Annotated in this window: 21 protein-coding genes and 1 pseudogene; 11 read left to right on the top strand and 11 right to left on the bottom strand. The window is 72.9% G+C overall.

Features of this window, described 5'->3' with window-relative positions:
- Positions 1-81: 81 nt before the first annotated feature.
- From ACWGL3_RS01920 to ACWGL3_RS01905, 4 genes are all read left to right on the top strand, one after another.
- Positions 82-1,098: an arabinan endo-1,5-alpha-L-arabinosidase gene (locus tag ACWGL3_RS01920; protein WP_267945109.1), complete on the top strand. Its 1,017-nt coding sequence runs from the start codon at positions 82-84 to the stop codon at positions 1,096-1,098.
- A 462-nt stretch (positions 1,099-1,560) separates the two neighbouring features.
- The gene (locus tag ACWGL3_RS01915) at positions 1,561-1,974 is read left to right on the top strand and encodes a peptidase inhibitor family I36 protein (protein ID WP_267945110.1); all 414 of its coding nucleotides are present in this window, start codon (positions 1,561-1,563) and stop codon (positions 1,972-1,974) included.
- A 72-nt stretch (positions 1,975-2,046) separates the two neighbouring features.
- Positions 2,047-2,955: a hypothetical protein gene (locus tag ACWGL3_RS01910; protein WP_452460679.1), complete on the top strand. Its 909-nt coding sequence runs from the start codon at positions 2,047-2,049 to the stop codon at positions 2,953-2,955.
- Positions 2,956-3,188: 233 nt separating this feature from the next.
- Positions 3,189-4,175, top strand: a complete 987-nt coding sequence (locus tag ACWGL3_RS01905; protein WP_267945112.1) for a helix-turn-helix domain-containing protein — start codon at positions 3,189-3,191, stop codon at positions 4,173-4,175.
- On the opposite strand, the gene ACWGL3_RS01900 is transcribed toward ACWGL3_RS01905, so the two are convergent.
- Entirely contained in the window at positions 4,112-5,299 is a 1,188-nt protein-coding gene (locus tag ACWGL3_RS01900; protein WP_452460678.1) for a helix-turn-helix domain-containing protein, read from the bottom strand. The two genes, ACWGL3_RS01905 and ACWGL3_RS01900, sit on opposite strands and share 64 nt — an antisense overlap.
- A 478-nt stretch (positions 5,300-5,777) precedes the next feature.
- Between ACWGL3_RS01900 and ACWGL3_RS01895 the strand changes: the two genes are divergently transcribed.
- Together ACWGL3_RS01895 and ACWGL3_RS01890 are read left to right on the top strand one after the other, a co-directional pair.
- Positions 5,778-6,485 (top strand): HAD family hydrolase, encoded by a 708-nt coding sequence (locus ACWGL3_RS01895; RefSeq protein ID WP_452460677.1) that lies wholly within the window; start codon positions 5,778-5,780, stop codon positions 6,483-6,485.
- A gap of 296 nt (positions 6,486-6,781) precedes the next feature.
- Entirely contained in the window at positions 6,782-6,907 is a 126-nt protein-coding gene (locus ACWGL3_RS01890) for a hypothetical protein (RefSeq protein ID WP_267945115.1), read from the top strand.
- Positions 6,908-6,998: 91 nt separating this feature from the next.
- On the opposite strand, the gene ACWGL3_RS01885 is transcribed toward ACWGL3_RS01890, so the two are convergent.
- Both ACWGL3_RS01885 and ACWGL3_RS01880 read right to left on the bottom strand, forming a co-directional pair.
- A complete protein-coding gene (locus ACWGL3_RS01885) occupies positions 6,999-7,454 on the bottom strand; it encodes an HIT family protein (RefSeq protein WP_267945116.1) in 456 nt (151 codons plus the stop codon).
- A gap of 124 nt (positions 7,455-7,578) precedes the next feature.
- Positions 7,579-8,532, bottom strand: a complete 954-nt coding sequence (locus ACWGL3_RS01880) for a GlxA family transcriptional regulator (protein ID WP_267945117.1) — start codon at positions 8,530-8,532, stop codon at positions 7,579-7,581.
- Between the two features lie 155 nt (positions 8,533-8,687).
- Between ACWGL3_RS01880 and ACWGL3_RS01875 the strand changes: the two genes are divergently transcribed.
- On the top strand, positions 8,688-9,311 hold the full coding sequence (locus ACWGL3_RS01875; RefSeq protein WP_267945118.1) for an isochorismatase family protein: 624 nt from the start codon (positions 8,688-8,690) through the stop codon (positions 9,309-9,311).
- 117 nt (positions 9,312-9,428) lie between these two features.
- Here ACWGL3_RS01875 and ACWGL3_RS01870 read toward each other — a convergent pair whose 3' ends face one another.
- Both ACWGL3_RS01870 and ACWGL3_RS01865 read right to left on the bottom strand, forming a co-directional pair.
- On the bottom strand, positions 9,429-10,925 hold the full coding sequence (locus tag ACWGL3_RS01870) for a carboxylesterase/lipase family protein (RefSeq protein WP_452460676.1): 1,497 nt from the start codon (positions 10,923-10,925) through the stop codon (positions 9,429-9,431).
- Between the two features lie 21 nt (positions 10,926-10,946).
- A complete protein-coding gene (locus tag ACWGL3_RS01865; RefSeq protein WP_267945120.1) occupies positions 10,947-11,861 on the bottom strand; it encodes an MBL fold metallo-hydrolase in 915 nt (304 codons plus the stop codon).
- 186 nt (positions 11,862-12,047) lie between these two features.
- Between ACWGL3_RS01865 and ACWGL3_RS01860 the strand changes: the two genes are divergently transcribed.
- Positions 12,048-14,867: a helix-turn-helix transcriptional regulator gene (locus ACWGL3_RS01860; RefSeq protein ID WP_452460675.1), complete on the top strand. Its 2,820-nt coding sequence runs from the start codon at positions 12,048-12,050 to the stop codon at positions 14,865-14,867.
- 81 nt (positions 14,868-14,948) lie between these two features.
- Here ACWGL3_RS01860 and ACWGL3_RS01855 read toward each other — a convergent pair whose 3' ends face one another.
- The 3 genes from ACWGL3_RS01855 to ACWGL3_RS01845 form a co-directional block, all read right to left on the bottom strand.
- Positions 14,949-15,959 (bottom strand): STM4015 family protein, encoded by a 1,011-nt coding sequence (locus ACWGL3_RS01855; RefSeq protein ID WP_267945122.1) that lies wholly within the window; start codon positions 15,957-15,959, stop codon positions 14,949-14,951.
- 126 nt (positions 15,960-16,085) lie between these two features.
- Positions 16,086-16,868 (bottom strand): SDR family NAD(P)-dependent oxidoreductase, encoded by a 783-nt coding sequence (locus ACWGL3_RS01850; RefSeq protein WP_452460674.1) that lies wholly within the window; start codon positions 16,866-16,868, stop codon positions 16,086-16,088.
- A gap of 192 nt (positions 16,869-17,060) precedes the next feature.
- Entirely contained in the window at positions 17,061-17,987 is a 927-nt protein-coding gene (locus ACWGL3_RS01845) for a cation diffusion facilitator family transporter (protein WP_267945124.1), read from the bottom strand.
- Positions 17,988-18,234: 247 nt separating this feature from the next.
- Here ACWGL3_RS01845 and ACWGL3_RS01840 point away from each other — a divergent pair, with 247 nt between their 5' ends.
- Entirely contained in the window at positions 18,235-19,236 is a 1,002-nt protein-coding gene (locus ACWGL3_RS01840) for an STM4015 family protein (protein WP_452460673.1), read from the top strand.
- 11 nt (positions 19,237-19,247) lie between these two features.
- Positions 19,248-19,454 (top strand): annotated as a pseudogene (locus ACWGL3_RS01835) (family 1 glycosylhydrolase); the annotation flags it as partial.
- A gap of 78 nt (positions 19,455-19,532) precedes the next feature.
- On the opposite strand, the gene ACWGL3_RS01830 reads toward ACWGL3_RS01835, so the two are convergent.
- The 3 genes from ACWGL3_RS01830 to ACWGL3_RS01820 form a co-directional block, all read right to left on the bottom strand.
- Positions 19,533-19,805, bottom strand: coding sequence for a MerR family transcriptional regulator (locus ACWGL3_RS01830; RefSeq protein ID WP_267950419.1), 273 nt, complete (start codon positions 19,803-19,805; stop codon positions 19,533-19,535).
- A gap of 819 nt (positions 19,806-20,624) precedes the next feature.
- Entirely contained in the window at positions 20,625-20,948 is a 324-nt protein-coding gene (locus tag ACWGL3_RS01825; protein ID WP_267945126.1) for a hypothetical protein, read from the bottom strand.
- Positions 20,949-21,026: 78 nt separating this feature from the next.
- On the bottom strand, positions 21,027-21,455 hold the full coding sequence (locus ACWGL3_RS01820; protein WP_276567167.1) for an Hsp20/alpha crystallin family protein: 429 nt from the start codon (positions 21,453-21,455) through the stop codon (positions 21,027-21,029).
- 160 nt (positions 21,456-21,615) lie between these two features.
- Here ACWGL3_RS01820 and ACWGL3_RS01815 point away from each other — a divergent pair, with 160 nt between their 5' ends.
- Positions 21,616-21,903 carry a MerR family transcriptional regulator gene (locus tag ACWGL3_RS01815; RefSeq protein ID WP_267945127.1) on the top strand — a complete coding sequence of 96 codons (288 nt, stop codon included), beginning with the start codon at positions 21,616-21,618 and terminating at the stop codon, positions 21,901-21,903.
- The last annotated feature ends 61 nt before the right edge of the window (positions 21,904-21,964 follow it).

Genomic DNA, 21,964 nt, shown 5'->3' with positions numbered 1-21,964 from the left:
CCGCGGCGCGGGCGGGCGACCGCGTCGGTCCCCTCCACCCATGTCGGCCAGGACAGGCACCGACACCGAGGAGTCTCCCCCATGAAGGAAAACCCGCTCACTCCTTCCCCCTTCCTCTCCCGCCGCAGAATGCTGGGCGCCGCCCTGGCCACGGGAGCGCTGGCAGCGGTCCCGGGCATCGCCGACGCGGCCCTCCCCCGACACGCCGCGGCCGCCGACTACCCCGGCCCCGGCCTCGTGACCGGCGACGTCAGGGTGCACGACCCGTCCTTCGTCAAGCGGCCCGGCGGCGGCTACCTGGTCGCCCACACCGCCCACGGCGTGGGCCTGAAGACCTCGACCGACCGGACCGCCTTCAGCAACGCCGGCGTGGTCTTCCCCTCGGGCGCACCGTGGACCACCCCCTACACGGGCGGCGACCGCAACCTGTGGGCCCCGCACCTGTCCTACGCCGACGGGCGCTACCACCTCTACTACTCCGCCTCGACCTTCGGCTCCAACCGGTCGGCGATCTTCCTGGCGACCAGCACCAGCGGAAACTCCGGAACCTGGAACAACGAGGGCCTGGTCGTGGAGTCGTTCACCTCCGACGACTTCAACGCCATCGACCCCCACCTGCAGGTGGACGCCCAGGGGCGCTGGTGGTTGGCGTTCGGCTCGTTCTGGTCGGGGCTCAAGATGGTGCGCATCGACCCGGCGACCGGCAAGCGCCACGACGGCACCCTGTACTCGATCGCCGGACGCGGCGGGGACGCCATCGAGGCCCCGACCATCTTCTACCGCGGCGGCCGGTACTACCTGTTCGTCTCCTTCGACACGTGCTGCCAGGGGGCAGCGAGCACCTACCGGATCATGGTCGGCCGTTCCAGCAGCATCACCGGCCCCTACGTCGACCGCAACGGCACCGCCATGCTCGCGGGCGGGGGCACGGAGGTCCTGTCCGGCCACGGCAGCATCCACGGCCCCGGCCACCAGGACGTCTTCGCCGACACCGACAGCGACATCCTGGCCTACCACTACTACGACGACAACGGCACGGCGCTGCTGGGCCTGAACTGGCTCGGCTGGGACTCCTCCGGATGGCCCTACGTGCACTGATCCGGTCCTCGCGGGGCCGGCCCCCACGGGCCCCGCACCGGGCGGACCCGGCGCACGCGCGCCGGGTCCGCGCGCGCGTGGGGAAGCCGGTGGGACGGGCCCGGTTCGCGGGTTGGCGGCAGCGCCGGGGCAGCCGGGCTGGGGCGTGATGCCGCGGCGGCCCGGGTGGAGGGAACGTCAAGGAACCGTGGATCCTGCGTCAATGACAGCGGGCGGCGCAAGCGCGATCGTTGAAGAGAGCCGGACGCCGGGCCCGCAGGGCGCCTGACACACGGACGTCCGCTCGGCGAGCCCCTGGGGGTTCGGGGCGTGGGAGCAGGTCCCCCGCCCCGGCGGCCCGGGCGCCGACCGGTCCCCCGGGCCGGCGGCCCCGGCCCCTCTCAGGAGCACGTCCCTCCGCACCCGGGCCACGGGTGAAGGCGTTCCCGCCCCACAGGGCGGCTGAGAAACAGGGGAATCGACATGCAGCGCACATTCGGTCTGGCGGCGACGCTCGCGGCACTCGGCTTCGCCGGGGCACTGGGCATGGGGGCGCCCGCGACGGCCGCCCAGACCAGCGACGTGGGAACCCAGGCGCTCCGCTCCCTCCGTGTCTACGAGCACGACGACTTCGGGGGCCGCTCGGCCCACCTGACCGCGAACGACAGCAACTTCAACAACAACAGGTGGAACACGAACACCACCGCGACCATCGACGACAACATCAGCTCCATCAAGAACCAGGGCGACATGTGGGCCTACCTGTACCCCTCCCCGAACCACGGCGGTACTCCCTACAGGGCCCAGCCCACCTCACAGGACAAGGACCTGAGCAGCAACTCGAACAACCCGTCCAACTTCGATAACAAGGCGAGTTCCGTCAAGTTCCTGAGCTAGGAGAACGACGCACCGGGTGCGGTGCCGGGTCCGGCGCCGCACCCCTTCCGTTCGAGAAGGGAAGAAGCGACCGTGCGGACTTCCTTGGTCCTGTGGGCGGGAGCGCTCCTCGCCGTCGTGGGGTGCTCCACCGCCCCCGCGGAACAGACCGCCCCGCGAGTGGGAGAACAGGTCGCCGACTTGTGGGTTCCCCTGGACGAGTACAGCCTCTCCAGACCCGACCTGCTCACGGTCCAGTACGCGGAGGACCTCCTGGCCGGTGGCTGCATGCGCGACGCCGGCCTGCCGTGGGAGCCCCTGCCGCCCCCTCCCGAAGAGGACAGCGACCCGCTCAACCGCAAGCGCTACGGGCTGGTCGAGCCCGAGCTCGCCGAACGCCACGGCTACCATCCGCCGCCTCCCGCCGAGGACCAGCGCACCCGGGACCGGGTGTGGCAGGCCAGGGAGGCCCTGCCCCGCGACCACTGGACCACCGCGTACGGAGAGGACGGGGAGGGAGGATGTCTGGCCGAGGCTCGCGAGACGCTCCGCCGGGACGTCCCGGCGGTGGACACCACCCTGCTGAACGGCTACATCGGCCAGACCTTCGAAGCCTCCCGGGAACACCCCGAGGTGGTGCGGGCCCTCGACGGGTGGAGCACGTGCATGCGAGCGGAGGGGTTCGACTACGCGGATCCGCTCGACGCCAACGGCGACCCCGCCTGGGCAGAGACCGAGGAGCCCTCGGACCTCGAGATCACCGCGGCCCGCACGGACGTGCGCTGCAAGGAGGAGACCGGTCTCGTGGAGGTGTGGTCCGCGGTGGAGGAGGGGATCCAGCGAGAGGTCATCGACTCCCACCCCGAGGACTTCGCCGGGTTCGCACAGGCGAAGGAGGCCGAGCTCGACGCCGCCCGCAGCGTGATCGCCCGGCACGGGCCCGCCCCCGCACAGTCGGACACGGAACCGCGGCGCCCCTCGGACGTCGTTCTCGGCCCGTAGCCCCTGACGCCGCACCGGCAATGCCGGAACACGCGTCCCCGGAACAGCGGGAGCCCTTTTCAAGGAACACCGTGCACTTCCCTTCCCGAAAGTTGCCCGAGGGGCGGCAACGGCCCGGTGTGAAAAGTGATTTCCCCTCACGGCGTTCGGTAGAAGAAATCCTTGACGGCCGCTCGCCGAGCCGACGTACCATTCCTCGAAAGCAGAATCCGTGAGACCCAGGACATCTCTCTGTGATCGAGAAAGTGTTCCACACACGGGACCTTCCCCCCGCTGACCGGTTCGGCTACTGGCAGGACTGCATCGGCATGACCCACGCCCCCGTCCGCCTCACCAGCGACCGCACCGACGACTTCCTCGCCTACCAGCACATGATGGAGCTGTCCGACGTCATGGTGTGGCCGACGGCCTTCCAGCCGGTGACCTTCGAGAGGATCCCGCGGCTCATCCGGGCCTCGGACCCCGAGCGCTACCACCTCAGCCTCGTGACCACAGGTCGGCTCGAGGTGGAGTCCGAGGGCCGCTCCAGCGACGTCCGCGAGCACGAGATCAACGTGGTCGACACCTCGGTCCCCTTCCGGATCCGAGCCGCGGCAGGGCTTCCCCGACAGGTGGGCATCGGCCTCGAGATCCCCAAGAGGAGACTGGCGATCCCCGGGCGCAGCGTGGAGCCCCTGGTGGGCGCCAAGCTCTCCGCCGCCGACGGCTACGGCGCCCTCCTGCGCCGGTTCCTCTCCCAGCTGGCACAGGACAGCGCCTCCTACCGGCCCTCGGACGGCAACCACCTCTCCACCGTCGTGTGCGACCTCGTCTCGGGCCTGTTCGCCCACGCGTTGGAGGCGGAGGACCGGCTCCCTCCCGAGAGCCGGGCGAGAACTCTGCGCATGAGCGCCAGGAACTTCATCAGGAGCAGGCTGGGAGAACCGTCCCTGACACCCCGCACCGTGGCCCGTGCCCACCACATCTCCACCAGCTACCTGCACCGGCTCTTCAGCGACGAGGGCGCCAGCGTCGGCGCGTGGATCCGCGGACAGCGCCTGGCGAACGCCCGTGCCGACCTGGAGAACCCGGACCTGGACCCGGTGCCGATCCACCGCATCGCCGAGAAGTGGGGGTTCTCCAGCGCGTCCGTCTTCAGCCGGGCCTACCGTGAGAGCTACGGAGTCTCTCCCCGTGACACCCGTGGCGAACGCCGGACGGCACGGCCACCGGCCCGCTGAACCCTTCCGGGGCCCTCCCGCTGTTCCCGGACCGGGTGGTCCACCACGTGCAGCCGCACGGCCGGGACCGTGCCCGACCGCTGCGTCCCCGCCGGGCCGTGGGGCGGAGGCACCGTGCCGGGACGCCCGTCCTCCGTCGCGTGCCCGCCGTGCCGACCGGACCGCGCCTGCGACCGGTAGTCACGCGGGGGGATCCCGTAGGCGGCTCGGAAGGTCCGGCTGAACGCGGCGGCGTGGTCGAATCCCCAGCGCGCCGCGATGCTGTGGATCGGGACCGCCGCCAGGGCGGGGTCGGCCAGGTCCCGGCAGGCGCGTTCCAGGCGCTGCTCCCGGATCCAGGCGGCGACGGTGGTGTCGCCCTCCTGGAAGAGGCGGTGCAGGTAGCTGGTGGAGATGTGGTGCGCGGCGGCGATCGCCGCCGGTGTCAGCCGCGGGTCGTGGAGGTGCTCCAGGACGAAGGCCCGGATGCGCAGCAGCAGGCTCCGGCCGCGGCTCTCCGGGACCAGGGTGTCCTCCGCCTCCAGGGTGTGCGCGAACAGGGCCGACACGAGGTCGCCCAGGATCAGCGCCAGTCGGGGATCGTCGCCCGGGGAGTAGGTTCCGGGGTTCTCGGTCAGCTGGTGGACGAAGCCGGTGAGCAGGGCTCCGAACCCCTCCCGTCCCGAGAGCCGGAGACCGGTGATCCGGTCGGCCCTGCTCCGGGGCAGGGTCAGCAGGTGCTTGGGGATGTCGACGCCCGCGCTCACGACGAGTCCCTTGTCGCCCGGCGCCTGGATGTCGTACGGCGTGGAGGAGTCGTTCACGTGGATCTCGTCGGGGCCGTACGCGGCCCTGCGCCGGTCCCAGTCGCGTTCCATCGTGCCGCTCCGCACCAGGCAGATGTTGTACGCCTCGGGGTCGGAGAGCCGGATCAACCGTGCCGTCCTGCGCGCGGTCAGGGCCCGGAACCCCATCTTCCACACGCGTGCGCCCTCCAGGTGCAGGTCCCGCTGGTGGACCCGGAAGTCAGCGATCCGGTCGCTCGTGGCATCCATGGGCGTCGGGGCTGTGGCCATGATCCGGCGCCACACCTCGAAGCGGTCCGCGGCGGGCAGTTCGTCGGTGTTGAACTCCGACTCGATCACCGTGTCCGTCCTTCGCTCGGCTCCGCCACCGGCCCCGTCAGCCGGTGGCTCCACGTACCACCAGGGTCACCGACGGTGCTTTCAGCGGGCCTTCACCGCACGTCGCCCCGGGGCCGCCCTTCGGACGCGAACGCCCGGGACGGCCGGCGGACCGGTCGACGCGGAGGCTGCTCACGGCGCGGGCCGTCCGGCAGCGGAGGATTCCGCGGCTCCGTGGCCGACCGTCCCGGCACCGGGGAACCTGGAATGCCCGGAATGACCGGGTCCGGTCATCGCCGGGGACCCACGGCGCCCGGCGGGCTACTGTCCTTCGAGGACACGCGCGAGGAGGTATCACTCGGGCCGCCACTTCGAGCCGGACGGCGAGGGCGGGCGGCCCCGTCCCGAAGCGGCGGCAGGCCTCCGGAAGCCCGGCCCCACGGCCACAGGCCCGTGTCCGCCCGTCCGTACCCCGCCGTTCCGACAGCGAAGGTGAACCGTGACCTCCTCCCCTCCCCCTCCCGGCCCCTACCGGGGGCTCGTCCTGGACTTCGTCGGCGTGCTCACCGCGAACGTGCGCGCGTCCGTGCAGGGCTGGTGCGTGGCCCAGGGGCTGCATCCCCGTGCGTGGGGGACGACGCTGACCCATCACCCCGAGGGCCGTCGGCTCTACCTGGACCTGGAGGCCGGCCGGCTCTCCCAGCGCGAGTGGAACCGGCGCACCGCGGCGCTGCTGGGCGTCGCCGATCACGAGGACCTCATGGGACGGGCCTGGGCCGGGGTCGGTTCCGACGCCGCCATGATCGCCCTGGCCCGCACCGCCCGCCGCGCGGGGCTGAAGGTCGCCCTGCTGTCCAACAGCTTCGGTCTGGACCCGTACGACCCCTACGAGACGCTCGGGGTGAACGGGCTGTTCGACGTGACGGTGCTGTCGGAGGTCGAGGGGATCGCCAAGCCCGACCCCGAGATCTACCGGCGCACGTTGGAGCGCCTGGGCCTGGACGGCGGCGCGTGCGTGTTCGTGGACGACAACCCCGACAACCTGCCTCCGGCCCGGGAGCTGGGCATCACGACGGTCCACGCCGACGGCGGGCCGGACCTCGCCGCCAGGGTCGCCGCCCTGCTGGACCTCCCCCTCCAGGAAGCGGACGGGGTGGGCCGGGAGGGGGCGACGGAGGTCTCCACGCGGAGCCCGGGAGCGGTCTGAGGCACTGCTCACCGGTTTCGCCGACGCGCGCAGGGCCTCGTGACCTCACGGTGCCGGAGCGGGGCGGACGAGGGGAACCGCGACGGCGGGCCCCAGGTCGGCCTCTTACCGACACCCTCGGACCCGGTTCGGCGACCTCCGGGACCGTTCCGGCGAGGAGGGCGTTTTGCCCTCCGCCGGATCCGTCCCGGAACAGTCGACCGAGGATCAAGAAAGCGGCGACTCGGGGCCAACGACAGTTCCGGGGAGGCTTGCCATGCTCGAAGGGACCTGTTGGCCTCTCCTGGGAGACACACATGATCCGCCGACTGATCGCCACCGCAGCCCTCGCCGCAGCCACCGCCCTCGTGCTCGGAGCCCCCGCGCACGCCGACGACCACCACGCCAGCGGTGTCGTGGCGGGCGACCACTTCGCCAGCTGACCCGGCCCTCCGCCAGCAGTGACACCCCTCGCACGCGTGCCACGCCGCACAGGCGTCACGCGTGCGAGGGGCCCGGTCCTCCCGAAGCCGCTCAGGAGGCGGACGGAGCCTGCGGTGCCGCGTCCAGCCGGTCCCGCAGCCGCCGCTGGAGCGCCTCGAGCCGGCTGTCGTCCGCCCGGACGGCGGCGTGGAGTTCGAGGGTCTCGCCCTCGTATCGGGGAATGACGTGGAAGTGCAGATGGAACACGGTCTGCCCGGCGGCGGCCTCGTTGAACTGGATGATCTGGATGCCGTCGGGTTCGAGCTCGTCGGCGATCGCCCGCGCGACCCGCTGCACCTTCTGGATGAGCGTGGCGAGTTGTGCAGGCGTGGCGTCCAGGAGGGTCCGGGGCTGCCCGGTCTTCGGAATCACGAGGGCGTGACCGTAGGACTGGGGGAACACGTCGAGGAAGGCGAGGACCTCGTCGTCCTCATGGATCGTGAAGGCGGGCGCCTCGCCGCGGATGATCTTCGCGAAGACGTTCTGGGGATCGTACGGGTCGGTCATCGTGCGTCAGGCTCTCCGTCGCGTCCTTCTGAGGCAGCCTCGATCGGCTCTGGTCCGGTCGCCACGATAGCGGTGGGGCGAACGGACACCGGGGTCACGGCCCCGCGTTCCCGGCCGGGCCGGGTCAGTCGCCGTGCCGGGTGCTGTAGTCGCGGCGGTACTCCGAGGGTGTCATCCCGAAGGAGGTCCGGAAGTGCTTCCGGAACGTGGCCGCGTTGTGCAGTCCGCACCGGGCGGCGGCCTGTTCGATCGGCAGGTCGGTGGTCTCCAGAAGCCGGCGGGCCTCGTTGAGGCGTTGTTCCCGGAGCCAGGCGGCCGGGGTCGTGCCGTTGGTGGCGGTGAAGGCACGGATGAAGGTGCGCCTGCTCATACGTGCGACGCCGGCGAGGGTGTCGACGTCGATCGGTTCGGCGAGGTGTTCGAGCGCCCATTCGAGGACCCGGGAGATCGGTTCGGCAGTGGTCCGCGAAGGGCGGGGGCCGTCGATGTACTGCGCCTGGCCACCGCCGCGGTGGGGGGCCACGACGAGTTCCTTGGCGACCTGGCCTGCGGTGTGCGATCCGAGTCGGGTGCGGACCAGGTGGAGGCAGGCGTCCAGGCCAGCGGCGGTGCCGGCGGAGGTGAGGACGTCACCGTGGTCGATGTACAGCACGCTCTTGTCCAGGGCGACACCCGGGTGCCGCGTGCGAAAGGTCTCGAACGCCTTCCAGTGCGTGACCGCAGCCCGCCCGTCCAGCAAACCGGCGTCCGCCACGGCGATGGCCCCCAGGCAGAGGCCGACCACGGTCGCCCCCCGCTCGTGCGCGCGGCGGAGCGCGCCGATCAGGGCCGGGCTCGGCCTTCGGAAGTCCGTGTGCCAGGAGGGGATCACCACCGCGTCGGCGTCCTCGAGGGCGGTGAGGTCCGCGAGCCCGCCGAGCTGGTACCCCTCCGCCGTGCGTACACGCCCCCTCGCCTCGGAGAACAACACCGACGACCAGTCGGCGAACCCCTGCCGGGCGACTTCGTCGAAGACGAGGGTCGGCGTGGACAGGTGGAACATCGTGACGTCGTCGAACGCATAGACAGCGATCCGCATGATCCTCACACTATGGCACGCATGCATCGAAGGATTGCACTCGTGCCACTGGTGGCCGTTCGCCGTTCTCGCCAGGCTTGTCCCAGCGGCGCTGCACGCGGGCGAGGATGCCCGCGGTGGCCAGGAGCGCCGCCACCCGACCCGAGGAGGAACCCATGGCACAGTCGCGTGCACTGGTGGTTGTCGACGTCCAGCAGGAGTACTTCACCGGCCTGCTGCCGATTCAGTACCCGCCGCGTGACGAGTCCGTGCTGAAGGTCGCGAACGCGATCGACGCCGCCGCCGGAGCCGGGATCCCGGTGGTCGTGGTCCAGCACTCGGCCGGGGACCGGTCCCCCGTGTTCAACCCGACGCTGCCGACCTACGAGCTCCACCCCGCCGTCGAGGAGCGCCGCAGCGACGCGTGGAAGCCCCTGGTCAAGCAGCACGGTTCGGTGTTCGCCGGTACCGACCTGGAGGACTGGCTGCGCGGCCGGGGCATCGACACCGTCACGCTGGTGGGATACATGACGAACAACTGCATCCTCGCCTCCTCCGTGGAGGCGGAGGCCCGCGGGCTCCGGGCGGAGGTGCTCTCCGACGCGACCGGCGCCGTCGACATCGCCAACGCGGCCGGTTCGGTTCGCGCGAAGACCGTGCACGAGACCCTGATGGCGATGCTCAACTCGAACTTCGCCGCCGTGGCGACGACCGACGAGTGGGTCCGGGCCGTGGCCTCCGGAGCCGGGCTGCCCAAGAGCAACCTCGTCGAGTCGGCCGCCGCCGGCCGGGACCGGTGACACCTGCCGGTGTCCCGTCCGTGGCGGGGAGCCTGCCGAAGCGCCCCGGCGGGCTCGGCGGCCCCCACCGGTTCCGTCACCCGGCGGGCGGGTGGACGGAACCGGTGGGACGGGGCGTCACGCGGTCGTCCAGGCCTCCAGCTCCCGACCGCGGGGGTCCTCCACGCGGGACCACTCGGCGTCGATGCGCATGGTGACCCGGTTCCCGTCGTCGTACGGGTCCCATCCGGGGTCGCCGGTCCCGGCGAACCGGACCCAGGCCCCGTGCATGCGCGCGGCGAGACGGGCGGGCGGCTCCTCGGGGCCGAGCAGGGCGGCCGGACCCCGCAGCCGGGAGAGGTGGGCCAGGTCGAAGACGAAGGGCAGCTCCACCCCGTGGGCGGCGCCGAGCTGTCCGTCCAGGGCGCGTGAGCGCCAGGCGAACTCGTAGCCGTAGGTGGCGACCCGCGGCAGGGCGGTGTGGGCGTCGGCCAGGGCCCGGGTGCCCGCACCGAACAGCGCGTCGCCCATGACCGCGGAGCGCAGCTCGCCGAAGGACGCCCGGGGGCGCGACGTGCGATAGGCCGCGACGAGACGGGCGGGATCCGGGTGAGAGCGCGCCGCGGCGCCGTCGACGTCCTCGGCGGTCGAGGCGGAGTACCGGTCCACGGGGACCAGGTAGAGGTTGCCCTCCTCGGTGTTGGTCCCGATGAGCAGGTCGGCGTCGGCGCCGGGGCCGGCGGCGAGGGAGACGGCGGGCTGGGTGTCGAGGACCAGGCTGAAGGGGCTGAGCCCGATCAGCGGGTCGCGGTGCGTCCCGGCCCGCAGGTCGATGCCCGAGAGCCGGGAGGACGTCTCGACCAGGCGGTCGTCGGAGAGGCCGGCGAAGGCGTCTGCGTGGGGCTCGACCCCCAGGTCCCGTGCCGCCGCCTCGGTGACGCGTGCGGCCTGCTCGGGCGTGAACGCGCCCAGGCCGCTGCCGCTCTGGACGATCGCCCGGCGCAGGAGGCCCACGGCCTCGGGGGAGGCGAGGACGCCGCCGACGACGGTCGCCCCGGCCGACTGGCCGAAGAGGGTGACGTTGCGCGGGTCGCCGCCGAAGGCGGCGATGTTCTCGCGGACCCAGCGCAGCGCGGCGACGACGTCGAGCAGGCCGCGGTTGGCGGGCGCCCCGGGCAGGTCCAGGAACCCGGCGATGCCGAGCCGGTAGTTGAGGGTGACGAGGACGACGCCGTCGCGGGCGAAGGCCGAGCCGTCGTAGAGCGCGGACCGCGTCGAGCCGGCGACGAACCCGCCGCCGTGGACGAACACCATGACGGGCAGGCCGTCGCCGCCTCCGGCGGGCGCCCAGACGTTGACGGTGAGGTAGTCCTCCCCTCGGCTCCAGCCGGTTCCGAAGTAGGGGGACATGTCCACGCTGCCGAGCCTGCGCTCGGCCTGGGGCGCGTTGGGGCCCGGCGCGGTGGCGTCCCGGACGCCGTCCCAGGGCTCGTGCGGCCGGGGCGGGGCGAAGCGGCCGGCGCCGCGGGGCGGCGCCGCGTAGGGGATGTTCAGGTAGGCGTCGGTGTCGCCCCGGCGCAGGCCGCGGACCGCACCCCGGGCAGTGGTGACGACGGGTCCGGTGTGGTGGTTCATGGTGATGCCTTTCCGCGGGCCTCAGCCCTGCTCGGTGTACGGGGCGAAGGGGGCCCAGCCCTTGACGGCGAACTTGTCCCCCGCGCGCGACACCTCGGCGGCGCCGTGGCCGCCCAGGTGCGCGGGGATGACGAGCGCGTTGTTGTCGGCCGCCCAGCCCAGGACCTTGCGGCGGGTGGCGCGGGCGCCCGCGGGGTCCTCGCAGAAGCAGCTGTTGGAGTCGGGTTCGAGGATCTGCACCGGGCTGTGCAGCATGTCGCCGACGAACACCGCGCGGTCCGTTCCGGAGGTGAGGGTCAGGACGGAGGAGCCGGGGGTGTGCCCGGGAGCCGCGTCCAGGCGCAGGCCGGCGTCGATCCGGTGGCTGTTCTCCCACAGCAGTGTCAGACCGGCCCGGTGGACCGGGGCCACGCTGTCCTCGAAGACGTTCTGGTTGCCCCGGCCGAGGTTCGGCTCGTGCCCGTTCTCGGGGTTCCAGAAGTCGAAGTCGTCCTTGGGCATGAGATAGGTGGCGTTGGGAAACGTGGGTACCCAGTTCCGCCCGTCCAGGTAGGTGTTCCAGCCGACATGGTCGACGTGCAGGTGCGTGTTGATCACGATGTCCACGTCCTCGGGCTCGACGCCGGCGCGCGCGAGATTGGCGAGGAAGTCTGTTTCGAGGCGGCTCCAGACCGGCGAGTACGGGCGCTCCTTGTGGTTGCCCACACCGGTGTCGACGAGGATGGTCCTGCCCTCGCTGCGCAGCAGCCAGGTCTGGATCGCGGAATTCACGGTATTGGTCCCGGAATCCAGGAAATGCGGGTCCAGCCAGGAGGCGCCGTCGTTCCAGGCCTCCTTCGGGGTCTCCGGGAAGAAGGCGTCGGTCGTCATGTCGACGGTTCCGTAGTATTCCCGGACCCGGTCGATGGTGACGTTTCCGAGCGTGATCTGTTCCATGGGGCGTCCTCGTGTTTTCGGCGGGTTCTGGGGAACCGTACGGGCGGCCCGGGCGGGCCCGGTATCCGTCACGTGACTGCACCTGCGCGCAGGGCCCTTCCGGGCTCGGGGCCGGGCGGCTTGTAGCCTGCCGGGGCCGGGGCAGGACGGCACCGGGTCGAAGAGCCATGTTTGCGGGGGGCTTCCGTGGGTGAGCACACAGGCGGCGTCGGCACGGCCGCGGGGCCGGAGCCGGAGGCCGGGGGGCCGTTCGTCGGCCGGGAAGCGGAGTGGGCGCGTCTCCTGCGTGCGGTGGAGCCGGAATCGGCGGACCCGGTGGTGGTGCTGCTGGGGGACGCGGGCACGGGGAAGAGCGCGCTCCTGGACCGCGCGGCGCGCCGGGCCGGGGCCGACGGCGCGCGCGTGCTGCGCGCCGCGGGGAGCGAGTCGGAGTCCGGGCTGGCGTTCTCCTCCCTGCACCAGCTGCTGCGGCCGTTGCACGAGGAGGTGGACGAACTGCCGGACGGGCAGCGCGCCGCCCTGCGGGAGGCCTTCGGCGCGGGGCGCGCCGTCGCTCGCGAGGGAGCGCCCGACCCCCTCCTGCTCGGGATCGCCGTCCTGGGCCTGCTGTCGGCCGTGGGCGAGCGGCAGCCCGTGCTCGTGGCACTGGACGACGCGCAGTGGTTCGACCGCGCCTCCCTGGACGCCCTGGCCTTCGCCGCCAGGCGGCTGGCGGGGGAACCGGTCACCGTGCTGGTCGCGGCCCGCGAGGGCCACCGCCTCCCGGGGTTCGACCGCCACGTGCCCACACTCACCCTGGGCCCGCTCGACGGCGCCGCGGCCGGCCGGCTCCTGGACCTGCAGCCGGCGGCTCCCACCGGACGCACCAGGGCGCGGATCACCGAGCAGGCCGCCGGCAACCCGCTGGCGCTGGTGGAACTGGCAAGGGCGGCCGCCTCCCGCGACACGGCCGCGGGGCTGCCCGACGCGGGCCCGCTCCCGCTCACCGGGCACCTGGAGCGGGTCTTCGCCGCACGCCTGGACGGCCTTCCCGCGGCGACGGGGCGGGCTCTGCTGCTCCTGGCCGCCATGGACAGCGCCGACTCCGACGTCGCCGCCGCGGCCGGGCTGCCCGGCGCCGGGGACGCCGTCTGGCCGCCCGCGGAGGAGGCCGGGCTGGTCCGGCGGACCGGCCCGGTCCCCCGGTTCGGCCACCCGCTCGTGCGGTCCGCCGTGTACCACGCCGCACCCCCGGAGGCACGGCGCGAGGCCCACCTCGCGCTCGCCGGACTGCTGCGGGACGAACCGGACCGGCGCGCCTGGCACCTGGCCGCCGCCTGCACGCGCCCGGACGCGGCCGTGTCCGCGGAGCTGGAGCGCACCGCCGACCGGGCCCGCCGGCGCGGCGGCCACGCGGCGGCGGCCGAGGCCCTCCAGCGCGCCGCGGAGCTGGCGCCGCGGCGCGAGGACGGCGCCCGGCTGCTGGTCGGGGCCGCTTCGGCGGCCGTGTTCACCGGGGACCTCGCCCGGGTCGAGGAACTGGCGGCCGCGGCACGCGCGCGCACGGACGACGCGTCGCTGCTGGCGTCCGTCGCCGTACAGGCCGGACGGCTGGCGGTCCTGACCGGGCGCCACACCGCGGTCTTCTCCCGGCTGGCCGACGCCGCCGGGGGCTTGACGGCCTCCCGGCCCGCCGCCGCCCTGGACCTTCTCGCCGAGGCCGCCGTGGTGCGCTTCTACTCCGGGGAGGACGCCCAGCACGACCGCGTCCACGACCTCCTGGGGCGCCTTCCCGAGGGGGCCTCGGACGCCTTCCTGCGCGCCTGGGTGAGGACCGTGTCGGACCCCTTCGCCGCCAGGGACGAGGTCCTCCCCCTGCTCCCGCGGCTGGCCGCCGAGGCGCGGGACCGGCCGGAGCGGCTCACCGCCGTCGGGATCATGGCATGGCTCCTGGACGAGACCCCGCGGGCCGTCCGCGTCTTCGACGAGGCGTTCGACCGCTGGCAGGTGCGGGGAACGCTGCCGGAGGGGCTGGGCGGCGCCGTCGCCTGGGCCTATGTGGACCGGGGAAGGTGGGACCAGGCCCGGGAGGCCTGCGCCCGCACCACGGCGGTCGGCCGGTTGGCCGTCCTCGACCACGCCGTGGCCTGCGCGGCAGCCGTGGACGCCGTCGTGCTGGCCCACCGGGGTGACGCTGTCGCGGCCCGCGCCCGGGCCGAGGAGGCGCTCGCCCTGGTGGACCCGCTGGAAAGCCGCTCGATCGGCGTCTACGCCCGCCGTGCGCTCGGGGCCGCGGCTGCCGTCGAAGGCGCGTACGGCACTGCCTACGACCACCTCCGCGCGGTCTTCACCGCGGACGGCGGGCCCGTGCACTACCACGCCTCCCACCCGGCCCTCGCCGACCTGGCCGCGGCCGCCGTGCGCAGCGGTCACCGCGAGGAGGCCGCCGCGATCGTCGAGCGTTGCGCACACCTGCTCGCGAAGGGCGCCTCACCCCGCCTGCGCGCGCTGGTCGACCGGGCCCGGGGCCTGCTGGCGGACCCCGGGGACGCCGAACCGCACCTGCGGGCCGCCCTGGCGGACCCGGTCCTGGAGCACTGGCCCTTCGAGCGGGCGCAGGCCCTGCTCGACCTCGCCGAACGGCTGCGGCGCCGACGGCGCATCGCGGAGGCCCGGGCGCCGCTCGCCGAGGCCCTGGAGGTCTTCCGCCGTCTGGGCGCACGGCCGTGGATCGAGCGAGCCCGGGCCGAGGCGCGCGCCGCGGGCCTCGACGTCGTGGACTCCGCCCCGGACGCGCTCGCCGAACTCAGCCCGCAACAGCAGCAGATCGTCAGGCTCGCCTCCCGGGGGCTGACCAACCGCGAGATCGGCGAGAAGCTCTTCCTCTCCCCGCGCACGGTGGGCTCGCACCTGTACCGCAGCTTCCCCAAGCTGGGAGTCACCGCCCGGTCCCAGCTGCGCGACCTCGTCGGGGGCGCGCCCGCGGCGGTCGGACACCGGGACCGCCGGAGCCCCGCCACCGGGTAGCGGCGGGATGTGGCGGCGCGGGGAACCGTGTTCGGCCGGGGCCGCCGGTGGTCGGTCCGGCCCCGGCCGTGGGCGTTCCGGCTACTCGGACGCCGCGGTGTAGTAGTAGGGCTCCTCGTCCTCGTCGTACTCCTCGTCATCGTCGTCCCTGCCGGCGTCCAGGTCGAGCTCGACCCCGGATCCGGCGAACGCGGCCCTCACCCGCTCCACCGTCTCCTCGCCCAGGAAGTGGTGGTGCAGGTCGAGCCGGCGCAGACCGGAGAAGGCCCCGGCCCGGTCGACGAGCTCCTGTGCGCCCTTGTCCGTGAGGATGCCCAGGGACAGGTCGAGGACCTCCAGGCCCGCGAGGACGGGGGCCTCGGCGAGCACCGGGACCCACTCGGCCCACTTCTCGGCGTTGCGCACCCCCAGGTACCGCAGCCGGGGGAACGCCTCTCCCGAGAGCACCGGCGCCAGGTCCTGCGGGGAGGTGCTGCCGCCGTAGTCCTCCATCCCCAGCCACAGCTCCAGGTGCTCCAGCGCGGGCAGCCCCGAGGACGCCACCTCGCGTACGACCCGGCCGGGCAGACCACCGCTCTGCAGGGTGAGGGAACGCAGCGAGGCGTGCGAGGGCACGTGCAGTCCGAGCCGGCCCTCCATGCCGTCGGCGCCCTTCACGGTCAGCGCCTCCAACCGGGGGAAGGCGGCCACGAGCGGCGCCAGGTCGGGCTGGGAGATCCAGGAGAGCTCGCACTCGTCGAAGGTGATGTCGCCGAAGAAGACCGAGCGCAGGTTCGGCAGCGCGTCGGCGTGCTCGACCAGCAGGTCCGCGGCCTGGTACATGCCTCCCTCATTGGCATAGGACCATTCGCCGATGACCAGTGCCGTCAGCTGCTCGGCGTCCACCTCGGACAGGAACCGGGCGAGGTAGTCGGCGCACTCGTCCTCGGGGGGTGTCCGCAGGCCCGCGCTGGTCCGCAGCCGCCAGGCTGTGGCGGCGGGGTCGTGCGGGTCGCCGCCCTGCTCCCGGATGCGGGCGAGCCGCTCCTCCCACGTGCCGCTGGCGGGGAACTCGACCACGGGCAGGCCCGCGAACTCGGTGAGGTCGGACATGGGGGTTCTCTTCTCAGGCTTCAGGGGGCGAAATGTCCCCCATGCCTAGCAGTTCCGAGGGACAGACAGGAGATCGGGAGCCTTCCGGTGCGGGACTGGCCGAAGGCGCACCTCTCCCCGCCACGGTCACAGCGCGTGTCCCCCGGCGACCTGCAGGACCTGCCCGGTGACCCATCGGGCTTGGTGGGAGGCCAGGTAGACCACGGCGTCGGCGATGTCGTCCGGCTCTCCGACCCTGCCCATCGGCACGGCCTCCCCCGCCCGGGCGACGAGCTCCTCGTCCATCCAGCCGGTCTGGACGGGCCCCGGGGCGACGGCGTTCACCCGGATGCCGCGCGCCGCCAGGTCCAGCGCGGTGGACCTGGTCAGCGCCTCCAGCGCGCCCTTGGACGTCCCGTAGCCGGTCTGGCCGGGGAAGGCCCGCGCGGCGTCGGTGGTGATGTTGACGATGCACAGCGGCTCGTCCCCGCGGCGCAGCCGTGCCGCCTCGGCGGTGAGGACCGCGGGGGCGACGGCGTTCACCCGGTAGTGGCGCTCCAGGGACGCGTGGGTCAGGGTGTCGACGGTGTCCGGCGTCTCGCAGTGGGCGGCGTTGTTGACCAGGACGTTGATCGGTCCGGCCCGGTCCGCGACCTCGCGCACGAGCCGGACGGGCCCGTCCGGCTCGGACAGGTCGGCGCCGACGGCGAAGGAGCCGTTGCCGAGTTCCTCCGCGAGCTCGTCCGCGGTCCCCGCGGCGGGGGTGACGTGGGCCCACCCGGCCCCGGCCGGCGCCGGAGGGTCGCGGTCGAGGTGGTGGACCGCCACGCGCGCCCCCTGGGCGGCGAACGCGCGGCTGATCGCCGCGCCGATGTTCCCGGATCCGCCGGTGACCAGGACGGTCTGTCCGGCGAGGCGGGTGTCGATCATCGTTGCCCCTTCGGTGGTTCGTCGGTCGGCCCGGTGCGGAGGCCGGCGTGCCCACACCCCACGCCCCGGCCGCGGCCCGACCCGCTGCGGGGGCCGGTACGCCCAGGGTTGCCCCGCCCGCCCGCAGCCGCAACCCGTTTGTCCGGGCACCGCACCCCCGCGGACCCGGCCTCCGGGGACTCCGCGGCCGCCTCAGCCCGGGGAGCGGGGGCGCAGCAGGTCGGGTTCGATGTAGATGATCTTCGCGATGGGCACGGCCTCGCGGATCCTGCGCTCGGCCTCGTCGATCGCGCGGGTGACACGCCGGGCGTCGTCCTCGGCGTCCACGGCGACCTTGGCCGCGACCAGCAGTTCCTCGGGCCCCAGGTGCATCGTGCGCATGTGGATGACGGCGTCGATGTCCGCGCAGTCCAGGATGGCCCGGCGGATGAGGCGGATGTTCTCCTCGCTGGCGGACTCCCCGATGAGCAGGCTCTTGACCTCCACGGCCAGGAGCACGGCGAACACCACGAGCAGCAGACCGATGGCCCCCGAACCCAGGCCGTCCCAGACGCCGTTGCCGGTGATCAGGGTCAGACCGACCCCGACCAGGGCGAAGGCCAGGCCGATGAGGGCGCCGGTGTCCTCCAGCAGGATCACCGGCAGCTCGGGGGACTTGGTGCGGCGGATGAACCCGAACCACCCCACCCGGGCGCGCGCCGACCTGGACTGGCGCAGCGCGGTGCGCAGAGCCGTCGCCTCCATCACGGCGGCCAGCAGCAGCACCACGATGGGCACCCACTGCCAGGAGGTGATCGGGTGGGGGTCGCGGATCTTCTCCCATGCCTCGTACAGGGCGAACAGCCCGCCGAGGGTGAACAGCACGATCGCCACGAGGAAGGCGTAGACGTAGCGCTCGTGGCCGAAGCCGAAGGGGTGCTCCGGCGTGGCGGTGCGCACCGACCGCCGTCCGCCGATGAGCAGCAGGATCTGGTTTCCGGAGTCGGCCACCGAGTGCACCGACTCCGCGAGCATGGCCGAGGACGCCGTCAGGAGATAGGCCACGAACTTGGTCACGGCGATCCCGAGGTTGGCCGCCAGCGCCATGACCACGGCCTTCGTGCTGTCCTCGGTACTCACCGCGTCGCCTCCTCGTCAGCTGCGGACCGACGGCCGGGCCGCGGCGGTCGCACCGCCGGCCTCCCGGGGCGCGGTGTCCGGAAGGCCCGCCCCGGACTTTCCCAGGTTCCGTGGCGGGCGGTGCACGTGCAAGCACCCCGCTGCCGTGTCGGACGGGACCGGGACGGGTCCCGGGCCGCGCGGCGCCGGGATGTCGGAGCGCGCTGGTAGGCAGGACACCTCACCCCTGCCCCCTCCGGGAGTCCCTGTGGTCTTCAACCACCATCTGTCCGAGTTCGCCGGCCTGCCCGTCGTGGAGTACCGCTCCGCCACGGCCTTCGAGGGCGCCTCCTCCGGCCCTCCGCCGGAGCTGCTCGCGGCCCTGGCGGACCCCGGTTCGGTGGCCTGGCGGCTCGACGACGCCAACGGGCAGGAGAGCGATTCCGACACCTCCCCCCTGGGCTACTACCGGCGGTTCGCCGAGGCGGTCGACCAGGACCGGGTCGCCGCGATCGTGATCGGGGACGTCTGCAACGCCTTCGTCTCGGAAGGCAACTCCGCCCTCGCGGAGTCCCTCGTGGAGGTCGCACCCCGCCTGAGCGGACTGCGCTCCCTCTTCTACGGAGACGTCACCTTCGACGAGTGCGAGCTCTCCTGGATCCGGCACGAGGACATGTCCTTCCTGCTGAGGGCCTTTCCGCAGCTGACGGAGTTCGCGGTGCGCGGCACCGAGGCCCTGTACCTCCATGTCCCCCGGCACGAATCCCTGCGCCGGCTCACCCTCCAGGGCGGAGGCCTGCCCGGCGAACTGGCCAGAGAGGTGGCCTCCTCCGGCTACCCCGAACTCGAACACCTGGAGCTGTGGCTGGGGGTGCCCGAGTACGGGGGCGACACCTCCCCGGGCGACCTCGCCCCCGTCCTGGGCGGAGAGGCGTTCCCCCGGCTGCGCTCGCTCGGTCTGTGCAACGCCCAGGACGTGGACGACTGGATCACCGTCCTGGCCGATGCCCCCCTCACCCGGCGGCTGCACACGCTGGACCTGTCCAGGGGCGCCCTCACCGACGAGGGCGGACGGGCCCTGGCCGAGGCCGCGCCCGCCTTCGCGCACCTGGACCGACTGAACCTGCACCACCACTTCCTGTCCGAGGAAGTGGGTCAACGCATCCGCGAGGCCCTGCCGGGCGTGGAGATCGACCTGTCCGAGCCGCGAGAGCCCAGGGCCGCCCACAACGGTGACGGAGTCCGCTACTACACGGCGGTCTCGGAGTAGTCCCGGAACGTGCCCCGGCCGCCGCCGTCACGGCCGGAGTCGACGTGCGGGGATGTTTCGTCCGGTCCCTGCTCGACAACTTCGAGTGGGCCTACGGGTACGACCGCGGGTTCGGCATCGTGTCGGTCGACCACGAGACGCCGGAACGCACGCCCGAGGACGGCTGCCACTGGTACCGGCAGGTGGTGCGGGCACACCGGGAGCGCCGGACGGGGTGAGGCCACCGGGCGGGACGGGCTCCCAGGAGCGGTCCTGTGAGTCCGTGCCGTCCCGGGCGCCTCCGGGTCGGCGACCGCTCAGTCGGTCCGCGGCCCGCCTCCGGAGGTGCGGAGTTCCTCGTTGATCCGCTGCGCCTCCTCCAGCTGGTCCTCCAGGATGATGATCCTGCAGGCGGCTTCGATCGGGGTGCCCTCGTCCACGAGTTCGCGGGCGCGGGAGGCGATCCTGAGCTGGTAGCGGGAGTAGCGGCGGTGTCCGCCCGCCGAGCGCAGGGGCTCGATCAGCCGGGCCTCGCCCAGAGCGCGCAGGAAGGCCGGCGTGGTGCCGATCATCTCCGCGGCGCGGCCCATGGTGTAGGCGGGGTAGTCGTCATCGTCGAACCGGTTGGTTCCGGAACTGGTCAAGCGTTTCTCTTTCTCTCCTCATCGCACGCCGAGGACCCCAGCGCCGAACGGCGCTGGGGTCCGAGAGTTCAATACCATCTACCGGCTGCTGCCGGTCTTCCGCTTCCCGATGTGGAACTGGAACGGGAACGCGGGGATCGCGGTTGTGTGACCGTGGACCACCTTCTTCCGAACCGGGGCCTGCGGTACCCGAGCGGAACAACCCACACCCGGGCGATCCTCGATGGCATCTACTCCTCTCGATCTCACTGCGTGCACTTCACTCCTGCTGCGGCGCCCCCGTACAAGGGGGCGCCGGTACTGCAACTGCGGTCCTACCGGCCCCCGGTGCCGTCCAACGTCTTCTGCACCGGTCGAGCCCTACCGCGTCCTTCTTCACCGCCACGGCGTCCCCCGCGAAGACGGGACGCCGGTCCAACCGGCTGCCGGTGCCCTGATGCACGTGCGCACCGGTCGAGCCGACCTGCTTCGTTACTGCGCGGTCCCCCACGGGCGGGACACCGCTACTGCCACTGCGGTCCTACCGGCCCCCGGTACTGTCCGACATCTCCGTACCGGTCGAGCCCTACCGCGTCCTTCCCCACTACCCCGGCGCCTCCCGTGTCGGCGGGACGCCGATCCTGCTCTCCACCGGCGTTTCCGGTGGTCCACCTCGTGGATCCCTGTGGCTACGACAGGAAATGTATCAGCGGTCCCGGCGCATGTCTACTCTGGCCGATGGAGATTTTGGCTCGCCCTGTGGGCAGGTTTTCTGGAGCCGGCGCCTCAGCCCGCCCCCGCGTAGGCCGGGGCCTCCAAGAACGTCCGCAGCTGCTCGGCCAGCGGTTCGTCGAGGCTGTGCGGCGCGCCCCGGTGACGGGGGTCCCGGAACGCGCGCCGGAAGGCCTCGGGATCGCCGGTGAGGTCGGCGGTGGCACTCCTGAGGTCCTCCAGCGCCTGGCGGAGCCGTCCTGGCGTGCTCCCCCAGGCGGACTCGTAGGCCCGGAGCGCGCGGAAGAAGCGGACGCACGCCAGGTGGGTCGACTCTCGGTGGTCGTGGCGCTGGATGTGCTCGGCCATCGCGCGCGTCCTGCGGAGTGTGGAAGGCATTCGGTTCACTGCTTCCTGAGAAGAGGGGAACGGACACTGCTCAGGGGGCGGCCCGGCCGGAGCCGGGCCGCCGGGGGTTCAGGCGTCGATGCTGCGAGGCCGGCCGTCGCCCCGGCTGACGCTGATCTTGCGCGGCTTGGCCTGCTCGGCCACCGGGATGCGCAGGGTCAGGACACCGTCGGCGTAGTCGGCCCGGATGGCGTCGGTCTGCAGCGTCTCGCCGAGGAACAGCTGCCGCGAGAAGGTGCCGGAGGGGCGTTCGGCGACCACCACCGCCTCGCGGTCGCGCACGGCGTCGGGGCGCTCGGCGGTCACGGTGAGCACGTTGCGCTCGACCTCCAGGTCGATGGAGTCGGCGCGCACCCCCGGCAGGTCGAAGCAGACGACGAAGTCATCGCCCTCGCGGTAGGCGTCGATCGGCATGGTGGCCGGTCGTGACGCCTCCCCCAGGATCCGCTGCGTGAGGCGGTCGATGTCCCGGAAGGGGTCGGTACGCATCAGCATCATGGAAACCTCCTCTGTCCCTACGAGAAAACCTGATGCGAGGTGACGCAAGTTTTATACCTCAGGACACGGGAGATAAACAACCGTGTCCGATACAGGTTTTCTCAAGCCCGGAGGTAGGGTCGGAGGGCGCACCGATGGCTCGGCGAGGAAGGACGTGCTGATGGCAGAACCGCGGCCGGGTACCGCACGCGGCCTGTACACGATCTCCGTGGCCGCCCGGATGGCGGGGGTCGCACCACCGAGCCTGCGCTCCTACGAGGAGCGGGGCCTGGTCGCCCCGGCGCGCACCGAGGGCGGCACGCGCATGTACAGCAACGACGACATCGCCCGGCTGCGACGGGTCGTCGAGCTGGCGGCCCAGGGGGTGAACCTGGCGGGGATCGGTCGGATCCTGGAGCTGGAGGAGGAGAACACCCGCCTGCGCGACGGCCCTCCCGGGAACGGTTGAGGAGGTCTGCCCCCCGGCCCCGCCGCCGCGGCCGGTCCGCGGCGGCGCCCCCTCCGAGGAG

Source organism: Nocardiopsis sp. NPDC055824 (assembly GCF_053616335.1).
This window is presented reverse-complemented; position numbering and strand designations above follow the sequence as displayed.